A 12,349-nucleotide genomic window follows, 5' to 3' on the forward strand; every position below is an offset into this window, starting at 1 on the left:
TTTAATGAAATACCATCTATATAAAAATATAGGTGGTATTTTTTTGGCAAAATAACAGTAAATATTAACCATTAAAGAGTTTTGTTTAGCATGATATTAATAGCATTAAGATTGCTTAATCAAAGCGATATTTAACCCATCAAATTTCATTGATACTGTTATTAGTCAATAATACTGATACTAATATTATTATTGGTTTAATATTTTGTAAGACACTTATTTTACAGTTACAATTTATAGGTTAAATGTTAGTCAGCTATATAACGCAATTAATGAGCGTGATAATCATTATATGTTTAGACACTTTTGCGACACTCAGCGATAGAAACAAAAAAGCCACTTATCTCTAAGTGGCCTATCTGCCTGATTACTCAGCGTAAATTTGGTGGGTTGTGGGGGGCTCGAACCCCCGACCAATTGATTAAGAGTCAACTGCTCTACCAACTGAGCTAACAACCCGATGCGCTAATTATTCTCCTCTCTTAAGGGCGGGTCAACCCTTAATTTGAAATTTTTTCCAAATGTATAAAATATCGTCTATTAAAATGAAGAAAGGATATTATTTGGTTATCAAATCGTCACTCATTTTACTAAAAGTGATCTTTTCATTACTTATTCTGAGATTTGTGTCACAATAATTTCGCAAACTTAGCCACGGCGAAAAAATAAAAAAGTGGCGTAACAACATCAAAAATATGAAAACATTTCAGGTATTGTATGGAAGAGCAAACAGAAGTTACTCAGCCCGTTAGAGTGAAAAATGCCACTCTACAACGCGGGCTAACCAATCGTCATATCCAATTAATCGCTATTGGTGGTGCTATCGGTACTGGTTTATTTATGGGTTCTGGGAAAACCATTTCGCTAGCTGGGCCATCGATTATTTTTGTTTACATGATAATCGGCTTTGTCCTGTTCTTTGTTATGCGAGCAATGGGAGAGCTATTATTATCAAATTTAGAATATAAATCATTTAGCGATTTTGCCGGGGATTTATTAGGGCCTTGGGCTGGCTTTTTTGTTGGATGGAGTTATTGGTTTTGCTGGGTTATCACCGGTATCGCTGATATTGTTGCCATTACCTCCTATATTAGTTATTGGGCGCCCAATTTTCCTGAATGGGGAACGTCTTTTATTTGTGTGCTGACACTACTTATTTTGAATTTAGCCACAGTAAAATTATTTGGGGAAATGGAATTTTGGTTTTCGATGATCAAAATCACCGCTATTGTCTCTTTAATTATTGTTGGTATCGTATTGATTAGCATAAATTTTCAATCTCCAGCCGGCCACACGGCAACTATTGAAAATATCTGGAATGATGGCGGTATGTTCCCTAAAGGGATCAGCGGATTTTTTGCTGGTTTTCAAATTGCTATCTTTGCCTTTGTGGGGATTGAACTAGTAGGTACAGCAGCGGCTGAAACACGTGATCCTGAGAAATCATTACCTAAGGCGATTAACGCTATTCCTATTCGTATTATTACTTTTTATGTTTTGGCTTTGGCGATTATTATGTCAGTAACGCCGTGGCGTTCGATTTTGGCAGACAAAAGCCCGTTTGTAGAACTCTTTGTCATGATTGGTATTCCAGCCGCAGCCAGTTTAGTTAACTTTGTGGTATTAACGGCAGCCGCCTCTTCAGCAAATAGTGGTATCTTCTCAACCAGTCGTATGCTATTTGGTTTATCGAAAGAGGGGGAGGCACCAAAACAGTTTAGCCAGCTATCAAAACGTTCAGTACCTGCCAATGGTTTACTCTTTACGAGTCTCTGTTTATCTTGCGGTATTGTGCTAATTTATTTTATTCCAGATGTGATGCGGGTATTTACGTTAGTAACAACGGTCTCTGCGTTATTATTTATGTTTATTTGGAGTATGATCTTATGCTGCTATTTAGCATATCGTAAGAAACGTCCTCAATTACATCAACAATCTATTTATAAAATGCCATTAGGGATAGTGATGTCATGGCTATGCTTAGCATTTTTTGTGTTTATGGTCGTGTTATTGGCATTTGAACATGATACCCGTCAAGCACTGATGGTAACGCCCATTTGGTTTATTGCTTTAGGAATAGGGTATCATTTTGTGAAAAAGCGTAAACAAAAAGCACAATTAAAAAATTAATCTTTTTTAGTTGAATTGATGGTCATTGGATAAATATAACCCTATCTTTTTCGATAGGGTTATATTTTAATTTGAGTTAAACCATTAGTCAGAATATTTTGAATATAAATTTATTATTTTATTTTTTTAATTGAAAATTTAAAGCAATGTATTATTTTAAAATAAATTTTATTTTCTCTAAGTATAATTTAATTAAAAAACTTTAAGTGCATGTAAATTATACATATCTATTATTATTAATCTATTTCTTAAATATGTTAACTATATCCGGTATTTTTTTCAAAATAGACTATCCTACAATTAAAAAATAATAGGAGGCGATATGTATAAGACTATTTTGGTTCCCATTGATATCGATGAAGATAACTTACTAAATAAAGCCATTACATTAGTGGAGAACATTGCCAAAAGAGAAGATCCCTATGTCCATTTTTTGTATGTTTTACCAAAGTTGCCACAATCTTCTTATTATCGCTTAGTGATGAATGGCGATCAACTTGACCAAGTATGTTTAAAAAAATCAGCAGAAAAAGAGTTAAAAAAAATTATTGCTCGATTTGATTTACCGGAAGATCGTATTGAAACGCATATCTGTATTGGTAAACCACGGGATGGCATATTGCAGATAGCCGATCAGGTTAATGCTGATTTAATTGTTGTTAGCTCACATAATCCTGAAGCAGACAGCTATCATTTAGGCTCAACAGCGGCAGATATTACCCGTTATGCGAAACGTTCAGTGATGGTAGCAAGATAGCCGACTCTTTATTTTATTAGCAATACCATTAAGCGGTTGATGGCGTCTCATCAACTGCTTTTTTAATTTGGCACTCTAGCTGTTTTTAATTATCATGCATTATCCCCTATAAGATAATAATTAAAATTTATGCTTACTATTACGGCACTACTAGAAAATAAGACAAGCGATCCCGCCCTTAGCCATTATCCAGGCCTTTCACTGCTATTAGAAGACACTGAAAGCGAAAGTAAAATTTTATTTGATACTGGTAAAGATCTCACTTTTATCAATAATGCTAAAAAAATGGCGATTGATTTGACGTCATTAACGACAATTGTTATTTCCCATGGGCACTATGATCATTTTGGTGGATTAACTCATTTAAATGAAGATTTCTTTATTACTAAGCCACATATTATTGCCCATCCTGATTTATTTTCAGTACGTTATTCAGCACTTTTTATGGGGCGCCAGTCTATTAAATTTAAGCGCCTTACTCCATTTTTTAACCGACAGCAGCTAGAACAGCAGTTTTCATTTCAGTTAACAGTGACACCTAAAGCTATCGATAAAAGATTTATCTATTCTGGTCAAGTGACAGAGCGTCAAATACATAAACGTTATGGCGTTATTGTCAGTGAAAGTAGCGAAACGGATGATTATGTACTTGATGATAGTTTTCTAATTTGGCAAGGTCAGCAAGGACTGGTGATTATTACAGGATGTAGCCATTCTGGTATTGATGCGATTATTCGCCATGCGAAAAAAATAACAGGAAATGACAAGATCCAAGCTATTGTCGGAGGGCTACATCTTCGCTGTGCCTCACTGGCGGCGTTAAAAAGAGCGAAAAAAGCAATAGGTCACCATGTTGAGGTTTATGGTTGCCATTGTACCGGTGCGCTTGGCCGTAGCTATCTTAATGCCAAAGATTTTAATACAGGGCAAAGATTATTTTTTAAATGATACATCAATATGTTAATCAAAAATGGGATGGTTGATTTTAGTGTGGGATTAAAAAAAGGTTTTTGATTTTAATCCTAGCATTTTTTATTAACAATGTATCGTCAATTATCAACGGATCACTAAAACAGAACAATTGGTGTTGTTAACAATATAATCTGCAGTAGAGCCAAGCAATATATTATGTCTATTACGAGAGCTAGAGCCAATGACAATAGTGTCTACATCCATCTTATTGGCGAGTTCGAGAATATTATAATTTGGTGTCCCTATAAGGGCATGGCATTGGTACTGCTCTTTAGGTAATTGGAATTGTTGTTGCACACAGTGTGCTAGTTTTTCAGTTAACAAAATAACGGCTTGATGTTTTTTCTCTATAACTGAAGGGCTATCACAATCAAGCCCATAAGCTTCAAGAGAACGTAAATTAGGCATGACTGTGACAAAATGAAAATAGTGATCAGCTTTTCTTGCTAGAAATTGAATATCTTTAACCATACGGTGAATTCTATCATCTTCTAATAAGTCAATTGCTACCAGTATTGTTTTAGCCATAATTTACCTTCTGTAAAAAATTAACCTTTTCACTCGAGTAGTATAGGTAATTTAGTGGCTAAGCTGAAATTTAAAGATGAATATTGCGATTATGGCGCCATTATTTTGGGGTTTTTAGCCCTAAAAGATAAAAAATAGGTGTGGAAAAAAGATTGTTCTATTAAACTTGTGCCAAGTTAACGACAGGTAGTTTACTATCATTATTTGTTATCAATAAATGATAACCTTAGGTTATAAAGCTATGAGAAAATCAAGCGAAGAATTATTAAAATGTATTGCAACAATATTACAATGGGTGCTGAATTGCGGATTACTTATTCTAGCCATCGTATTAGTCAGTTTTTTGATCAAAGAAACTTATGTTATCGCCTCTTTATTATTTAACTTAGCTGCTGAAGAATCTTCTTATCAGTTATTAGAAGGAATTTTGATCTACTTCCTCTATTTTGAGTTTATCGCATTGATTGTAAAATATTTTTTATCCGGTGGTCATTTTCCTTTAAGGTATTTTATTTATATAGGTATTACAGCTATTGTGCGTCTGATTATTGTTGAACATAAAGACTCGGTAGATACTTTGATTCAGTCCGGCGCCATTTTATTGCTCGTTATCGCGTTATTTATTGCAAATACCGAAAAATTAAAACGAAGCTAACCGAATAACAATATGTCAACAATGCATTGAATAGTCTCTGTGCATTAAGGTTTTCCGCATGATTGGGGGAGATATGTTATTATCTCTCCCAATTTTATTTTGGAATATGTAAAAATATTATGTCTTATCAATGTCCACTTTGCTCCCAGCCACTTGCTCTTAAAGCCCATAGTTGGGTTTGTGACAATCACCATCAATTTGATTGTGCTAAAGAGGGGTATGTTAATTTACTCCCGGTACAATTTAAACGTTCTAAAGAGCCGGGGGATAGTGCAGAGATGATTAGTGCTCGGCGTGATTTTTTAGATGCGGGCTTTTATCAACCAATGCGAGACAAAGTGGCTCAATTAGTGGCTGAACATTTACCGGAAGATAATCCTCAGGTGTTAGATATTGGTTGTGGAGAAGGGTATTATACCTATCAGATATATCAACAACTAAAGTCAAAAAATCCACAAGTCTATGGCTTAGATGTGGCGAAGGTTGCCATTAAATATGCAGCAAAACGCTATGCCCCTATTCAGTTTTGTGTTGCGTCCAGCCAACGTCTGCCTTTTTGTGATGCGTCATTAAATGCAGTGGTACGTATTTATGCCCCTTGCAATGCCGGCGAATTAACACGAGTTATTGCTCAAGGTGGATATATTATTACGGTGACACCCGCACCGCGCCATCTTTATCAACTTAAAGCGTTGATTTATTCAACAGTGCATCTTCATCCACTAAAAGATGAAATATTTGCTGGGTTCAAGCTAATAGCACAGCATAAAGTTGCTTATAATATGGCGTTAACAGGTAAACAAGCGGTTGATTTATTACAAATGACGCCTTTTGCTTGGCGTGCGAGTGAAGAGGTAAAAGAGACATTAGATAAAACAGAGCAATTTGCTTGTGAAACTGATTTTTTAATTCGTGTTTATCAACGTGTTTAGAATAAAAAAGCTTAGGTTGTGTTCATACCTAAGCTTTTTCATATTATGACGACTTAATGTGCGTACATAAACAGATCAAGATGTTCAAAAAGAATATTAAAGCCGATAGCAATCAACACCATACCCCCGATAATTTCAGCTTTTTTGCCAAGCACAGGGCCAATATAGCGACCGATCAGCATACCCAGTGTTGCCATAATCATGGTCATCATACCGATGGTCATCGCGGTATGGACAATATCGACTTGTAGAAAGGCTAAGCCGACACCAATTGCCATCGCATCAAGGCTGGTGGCAATACCTGTCGCAATTAAAGAGAGTGAACCGTGACGTTGAGGAGCCTCTTCACAAATGCAATCATCACCACGCTTTAAACTCTGATAAATCATTCGTCCACCCAAGATAACCAATAAACCAAAGGCGACCCAGTGATCCCACTGAATAATATATTGACTGGTATATAAACCTAATGCCCAACCAATAATCGGGGTGCTTGCTTCAATAATACCAAAGATAAAACCGGTGCGGAGGGCTTCACGAAAATGAGGTTTATGTAAGGTGGCGCCTTTACAGACAGCGACGGCAAATGCGTCCATAGAAAGAGCAAGGGCGAGAATAATTGTGGCGTAAAAACTCATAACAATAGCCTCGGTTGGAGTGTTTCCATATACACACAATTGACCCCCAACCAAAGAAGTACAATTATGTGTCTATGGTCTTGCCAACCAAATAATGGCGTCTGTACCACGCTAAATAAAAATAAGCGAGTATGTTGATACAGACTTCTTAAAATAATGAGATTTATTTTAAGACAGGCTACTCCCCAATGACTTGATGCAGAAGATATCATATTATTTATGAAAGGCAACATATTATTTCATATATTTAAAAGATGATATTGATAATAATTATCATTATTATTTTTTCGTTTGAAAATATATTTTTTATATTATTATCATGTTAAAAAAATGATAAAATTCAATATGATGAAATATTAACCATATAATAAACAATGTGTTTATTTATTTTTATCTTATTTTTTAGATAAAATAAAAAATTAATACACACATAAATTATAAGTTATAAAAATGAGAATAAATTAAATGAAAGTTAAATAAACCTATATTTGGTAGGTATATAGTTATTAACTGACATTTTAAAATAGATAAGTAATTTATAGATAAATAATATAGGTGTTATTTATAGGGTTATTATTTTTAATCGATTTAACTATTATTTAAATAAAAAAAGTCCATTTATTATAAATGGACTTTAGAAATAAAATCAGGCTAATTAGTCACATTGAACTTTTATTGCTAATCCACCACGAGAGGTTTCGCGATATTTTGCGTTCATGTCTTTACCTGTTTCGTACATGGTTTCAATCACTTTATCAAGTGAAACTCGTGGTTCACTGGTACGACGTAATGCCATACGAGCAGCATTTACCGCTTTAACAGAGGCAATTGCATTACGTTCAATACAAGGAACTTGTACTTGTCCTGCAACAGGATCGCAAGTTAAACCTAAGTTATGCTCCATACCGATTTCAGCAGCAACACAGACTTGTTCAGGGCTAGCACCGAGTAATTCAGCAAGTCCTGCGGCAGCCATTGAGCAAGCAACGCCCACTTCGCCTTGGCAACCCACTTCAGCGCCAGAAATAGAAGCATTCATTTTGTAAAGAATACCAATCGCCCCTGAGGCTAAGAAATAACGGGTATAAATTTCAGGCGTGACCTTTTCAATACAGCGATCGTAATAAGCCAATACAGCTGGAACAATACCACATGCGCCATTCGTTGGTGCGGTGACCACTCGTCCACCTGCGGCATTTTCTTCATTCACTGCCAGTGCAAACATATTGATAAGATCAACGACTTTCATCGGATCGTTAGACAGGCTATTACTGGAAGTTAATAAACGATTTAGTGACGCAGCACGGCGAGGAACACGAAGTGGTCCCGGTAATACGCCTTCGGTATTTAAACCATGCTCGATACACTCTTGCATGGTTTTATAAACATCAGCAAAATAGGCACTAATTTCGGCTTGAGTATGAAGATCTAGCTCATTTTTCATCATTAAGCTAGAGATTGATAATCCGGTTTCTTTACAATGTTTTAATAACTCTTCAGCGCTTGCATAAGGATAAGAAACAGGTTGGCTGTCAAGCACAGATTTGCCGAAGTTTTCTTCATCAACAATAAATCCACCACCAATAGAGTAGTAGGTTTTACGATAAATTTCTTTGTCACCTGCAAAGGCATGAATTGTCATGCCATTTTCATGTAATGAAAGATTATCATTGCTAAAATGCATACTTTCAGCTGGAAAATCGACAACTTTTAATCCATTTGCTAATGGTAAACGGCCAGTTTCTTCAACTTCACGAATAAAACCGGGAATGCTGTCAATATCGACAGTAGCGGGTGCATTACCTGCTAAGCCCATAATAATTGCGATATCAGTGTGGTGACCTTTGCCTGTCAATGACAATGAGCCGTATACATCAACAGCTACGCGAGTGACAGACGCAATCAGATCCTGGCTGACTAAATCATCGACAAATTCTTTCCCCGCTTTCATGGGGCCTACGGTGTGAGAGCTAGATGGCCCAATGCCCACTTTAAACATGTCGAAAACGCTAATCACGTCAGACTCCTTAATAAGAGTGAGGGTTAAAAAAATAATAAAAATATAGTTATTTATAGTAAGGGGAGCGTTTTTACGATTATATCGTCCCGTTAATAGTCTAGTTTACAACATTTTTTTAAAATAGCTAAGTACAGTTGTAGTGGTGACGATAAAAAGATAGCGTAGGGTAATAAAATAATAAATTAAGTAATATGCAACGCGAGGTTATGTAAAATAGCTGCGGTTAGTCCCCACACCAAATGCCCTTCATAAGGGTAAAAATAGATGCGATGCATTTTACCGGCACGACGAAAATCTAACGGTAAATAGCGCTGAGTATTGAGTACATAACTTAATGGCATTTCAAAGACAGAAGCGACTTCTGTGGGATTATGCCGTAAAGATAAATTGGGGGGGATCACCCCGACAATGGGGGTCACTAAATAACCTTCTGAACTGCGTAATGGGGCTAATTGGCCGATCACAGAAACCATACTGGGCGGAATATCGACCTCTTCATGGGCTTCACGTAATGCCGTTTCAATGAGGCTTTTATCTTGTGGATCGCGTTTCCCTCCGGGGAGCGCAACTTGTCCGGCATGAGAGCGCAACGTTGATGCGCGCTCTGTTAAGAGGATCGTTGGATTAGGCTTATTGATAATCGGCAGTAAAACCGCTGCCGATTTTTTAGCATCAATAGGCTGATTTACCGGCTCGGGTAAAGTAAGTTGAAAGCGATTGATAAAGGTATCAATAAGTGTCATCGGGAGAAACTTCACTTAAAACAGTTAATATTTGACCAAGTTTATCAAAGGTTTCTTGGTACTCTTGTTCGGCAACGCTATCAGCGACAATTCCACCCCCCGCCCAACAGTAAATTTTATTTTTTTCCGTCAGTAGGGTTCTAATTGAGATATTAGTATCCATCGTACCACAAAAACTAATATAGCCAATGGCACCACAATATCCATGGCGACGATGTGGCTCTAGTTCTTCGATAATCTCCATTGCTCTAATTTTAGGTGCACCAGTAATTGAACCACCGGGGAAGGCAGCACGTAATAAGTCAGTTGCGTTTAAATTTTCTGGAAGTTCAGCGGTAATGGTGCTGACTAAGTGGTGCACGGCGGGAAAGCGTTCAACAACGAATAATTCAGGTACTTTAACTGATCCTGTTGTGGCAACTTTACCAATATCATTGCGCATTAAATCGACAATCATTAGGTTTTCAGCACGATCTTTACGAGAATTTGCCAACAATTGTGCTTGTTCATCATCTTCATCAGGATGCGCTTTACGGGGAAGGGTACCCTTTATTGGACGTGTTTCAATTTTATGATCACTTAAATGAATAAAACGTTCAGGAGAAATACTCATAACAAAATGATGAGGTAAATGCATAAAAGCAGAAAATGGCGCTTTATTCGCTTGATTTAGTGTTAAAAATGCATTCCATTCATCACCGCTATAATTAGCACAAAAACGTTGCGCTAAATTGACTTGATAGCAATCCCCTGAAAGTAAGTATTGATGAATTTTAGCAATTTTTTCATTGTATTCATCACTACTCATGTTTGATTGCCATGGAGAAGTTAAGACAAAAGGTTCTTTTTTTTCTATTGTGTTATTATCAGCGTGCTTTGCTAGCCATTGGAGACGTGCGTCAATATCTTGGTAGCTTATTAATGTGGCTTTTTTCAGTTGATGGTCAACAATTAGTGCCCAATCATAAATACCGATAGTCATATCAGCGAAATTAAGTTCATTTTTTGCTAATTCTGGTAATATTTCAATGCGACGACCTAAATCGTAACTCCATATACCTAATGCGCCACCTAGAAAAGGAAGCGTTTCATCACTGACTGGATGAAAATTAAAAGCGTCTAATGCTGTTTGGATAAGCGTAAAGGGATCTTTTTTAGAGCGTTTGACTCGACCGGTTTTCTCTTTAATAGTGGTAATTTGTTTGCGTGTTTCTAAGGTAATAGCAGGATCGGATACAACAATATCAAAACGATTATGGTGATGTTCGGCAAAACCTGAATGCAGTAAACTAGACCAAGACAAAGAGGCGATAGGTGCAAATACCCGTAATGCTAAATCAGGGGTATAAGTTAATTCACGTTGCTGTAATTGCATATCCATTTTATGACCATTTAAACAAGTATTCTGTATCATTTACACTATCAATCATTAGTTCAGTGATTGCATTATTGTAAAGACCAACATAGAAATCGATTAAGATAAGAGTAACATTATGTTTCTAGGAATGCCTACATTAACACATGAAGAACAACAAAAAGCAGTAGAAAAAATTCAACATCTGATGTCCGAAGGTATGAGTAGTGGTGAGGCGATCCAATTGGTCGCTCAAGAATTAAGAGAAAAACACACGACTCGTGAATCAGTCTCTATTGTGTTTGACGATGACAATGATTAAAACATTTTTTTAACAAATGTCACAAATACCCTGTTTTGCTTATGCTATGCTTAATAGAAACTCGTCCTGCTTTAAGGGATATTTTCGGGAGGTTATTATGAAATTAAGCAAATTAGTTGGTCAAACAGGGATACTTGGTGCAGGTCTTTTTCTTGCGGTTTCTTTTGGAGCCTCTGCAGAAAGTGTCACAAATGTGAATAATGATAATAATGTTGTGCGCTCAGCCCCTTTTGCTAGTTGTGTTAATCTTGATAAAGAACAACTTGCCACTAGAGTGAAAAATGATTATTTACTCAATCGATTACCTCGCTGGCAGGATGATAAAAAAGCGCTAGGACCAAAACCTGTGGCGAATATTAATGCGAACGATGTTATCAAAAGAGATAATAGCTATCATGTTATCTTGGATGTAAGAGGTGCTCGTACCGATCTACGTTACAATGTTGAAGTTAATTGTGATGATAATAAAATCACCTATATATCAAGTAAATAGTATCATTTAACTGATAAGAAATAGCGATTTTTCGCCCATTTTTATATCATTACTTGAAAATAAAAAAGAGATAAACGTAAATGTTTATCTCTTTTTTTAATACTGAGCACGGTATTTATTTCGACTCAAAAGGTAAGCGAGAATAGTGTTGGCTTCGTGCTCGATAAAAGGTCACTCTTTCTTGAAAATAGCTTTGTAAAGCTTGAGGTTGCTCTCTTGCTATCGCATCAGCCACTACTGGCATATTATAACGCTCTTTAAAGGCAACCCCTGAAGCGGCTAGGTTGACATTAATTTTATCTTTTTCTTCTTGTGTAAGTTCAGCAAGGTTATAACCCATCGTACTTTCTCCCTTGTTATATGAGAGTAAAGTAAAAGAGAGCGATGAGTAATGCAAGTAACTAAAAGAAATTATTTTAAAAAATTTTAAAAAAAGAAATAGAAAGCAATTGTATAGATAATGGATAAAAAACTTTATTACTAATAGTTATTAGTAGTAAATAATATTGTCTTTAAATAAATTATTCTACTGGTACATTTTTTGGCTAGCTAAGGTAACATGTTTATTATATTGAATTAATTATATTTAAAATTAGTTTTTTTAATGTTTCTCTGAGTCAGTAACCAATTTTGACGAGTTTTGTATTTGATCTAGATCAATTTTATTTATATCAATTATTTTCACATTATAGATAAAGTAATAATTAAATTTTAATAAAATGTTAATATTGTCTATTTTATGTTTTGTTTTTTAAGTTAATTTTTATAAAAACGATTGAGTAATCACTAACAGAATGAAAAATAA

The 12,349-nt window shown here is 35.7% G+C and carries 13 protein-coding genes, 1 tRNA gene and 1 riboswitch; of the genes, 7 read left to right on the forward strand and 7 right to left on the reverse strand.

Annotated features, from left to right (window positions below):
- Positions 1-383: 383 nt before the first annotated feature.
- A tRNA-Lys gene (locus AACV01_RS14970) sits at positions 384-459 on the reverse strand.
- 258 nt (positions 460-717) lie between these two features.
- On the opposite strand from AACV01_RS14970, the gene cycA reads away from it, so the two are divergent.
- The 3 genes from cycA to AACV01_RS14985 all read left to right on the forward strand — a co-directional run bounded on the left by cycA (position 718) and on the right by AACV01_RS14985 (position 3,835).
- Positions 718-2,130, forward strand: coding sequence for a D-serine/D-alanine/glycine transporter (gene cycA / locus AACV01_RS14975; RefSeq protein WP_004243480.1), 1,413 nt, complete (start codon positions 718-720; stop codon positions 2,128-2,130).
- 322 nt (positions 2,131-2,452) lie between these two features.
- Positions 2,453-2,887, forward strand: a complete 435-nt coding sequence (locus AACV01_RS14980; RefSeq protein ID WP_004243479.1) for a universal stress protein — start codon at positions 2,453-2,455, stop codon at positions 2,885-2,887.
- Between the two features lie 129 nt (positions 2,888-3,016).
- Positions 3,017-3,835, forward strand: a complete 819-nt coding sequence (locus AACV01_RS14985; RefSeq protein ID WP_012368048.1) for an MBL fold metallo-hydrolase — start codon at positions 3,017-3,019, stop codon at positions 3,833-3,835.
- Positions 3,836-3,943: 108 nt separating this feature from the next.
- Here the strand turns inward: AACV01_RS14985 and AACV01_RS14990 are convergent, their stop codons facing one another.
- Positions 3,944-4,387 (reverse strand): universal stress protein, encoded by a 444-nt coding sequence (locus tag AACV01_RS14990; protein WP_004243477.1) that lies wholly within the window; start codon positions 4,385-4,387, stop codon positions 3,944-3,946.
- A gap of 241 nt (positions 4,388-4,628) precedes the next feature.
- On the opposite strand from AACV01_RS14990, the gene psiE reads away from it, so the two are divergent.
- Together psiE and rlmA are read left to right on the forward strand one after the other, a co-directional pair.
- Complete coding sequence (psiE, locus tag AACV01_RS14995; RefSeq protein ID WP_004248313.1) at positions 4,629-5,042, forward strand: phosphate-starvation-inducible protein PsiE; 414 nt, start codon at positions 4,629-4,631, stop codon at positions 5,040-5,042.
- A 119-nt stretch (positions 5,043-5,161) separates the two neighbouring features.
- The gene (gene rlmA, locus AACV01_RS15000; protein WP_161683170.1) at positions 5,162-5,974 is read left to right on the forward strand and encodes a 23S rRNA (guanine(745)-N(1))-methyltransferase; all 813 of its coding nucleotides are present in this window, start codon (positions 5,162-5,164) and stop codon (positions 5,972-5,974) included.
- 53 nt (positions 5,975-6,027) lie between these two features.
- Here the strand turns inward: rlmA and mntP are convergent, their stop codons facing one another.
- From mntP to pabB, 4 genes are all read right to left on the reverse strand, one after another.
- Complete coding sequence (mntP, locus tag AACV01_RS15005) at positions 6,028-6,612, reverse strand: manganese efflux pump MntP (RefSeq protein ID WP_004248311.1); 585 nt, start codon at positions 6,610-6,612, stop codon at positions 6,028-6,030.
- 60 nt (positions 6,613-6,672) lie between these two features.
- Positions 6,673-6,811: riboswitch (yybP-ykoY riboswitch) on the reverse strand.
- Positions 6,812-7,267: 456 nt separating this feature from the next.
- A complete protein-coding gene (locus tag AACV01_RS15010) occupies positions 7,268-8,629 on the reverse strand; it encodes an L-serine ammonia-lyase (RefSeq protein WP_004248310.1) in 1,362 nt (453 codons plus the stop codon).
- Positions 8,630-8,814: 185 nt separating this feature from the next.
- Positions 8,815-9,375 carry a CoA pyrophosphatase gene (locus AACV01_RS15015; protein ID WP_004243472.1) on the reverse strand — a complete coding sequence of 187 codons (561 nt, stop codon included), beginning with the start codon at positions 9,373-9,375 and terminating at the stop codon, positions 8,815-8,817.
- The gene (pabB, locus tag AACV01_RS15020) at positions 9,362-10,756 is read right to left on the reverse strand and encodes an aminodeoxychorismate synthase component 1 (RefSeq protein WP_161683172.1); all 1,395 of its coding nucleotides are present in this window, start codon (positions 10,754-10,756) and stop codon (positions 9,362-9,364) included. Before pabB ends, AACV01_RS15015 begins: the two co-directional genes overlap by 14 nt.
- Before the next feature lie 112 nt (positions 10,757-10,868).
- On the opposite strand from pabB, the gene AACV01_RS15025 reads away from it, so the two are divergent.
- A complete protein-coding gene (locus tag AACV01_RS15025) occupies positions 10,869-11,051 on the forward strand; it encodes a YoaH family protein (protein WP_004243469.1) in 183 nt (60 codons plus the stop codon).
- A gap of 97 nt (positions 11,052-11,148) precedes the next feature.
- On the forward strand, positions 11,149-11,544 hold the full coding sequence (gene yebF / locus AACV01_RS15030) for a protein YebF (RefSeq protein ID WP_046334232.1): 396 nt from the start codon (positions 11,149-11,151) through the stop codon (positions 11,542-11,544).
- Positions 11,545-11,659: 115 nt separating this feature from the next.
- On the opposite strand, the gene AACV01_RS15035 is transcribed toward yebF, so the two are convergent.
- Positions 11,660-11,884 (reverse strand): DNA polymerase III subunit theta, encoded by a 225-nt coding sequence (locus tag AACV01_RS15035; protein WP_004243467.1) that lies wholly within the window; start codon positions 11,882-11,884, stop codon positions 11,660-11,662.
- Positions 11,885-12,349: the final 465 nt, after the last annotated feature.

It is taken from the genome of Proteus sp. G2609 (assembly GCF_963896135.1).
Lineage (GTDB): Bacteria > Pseudomonadota > Gammaproteobacteria > Enterobacterales > Enterobacteriaceae > Proteus > Proteus mirabilis.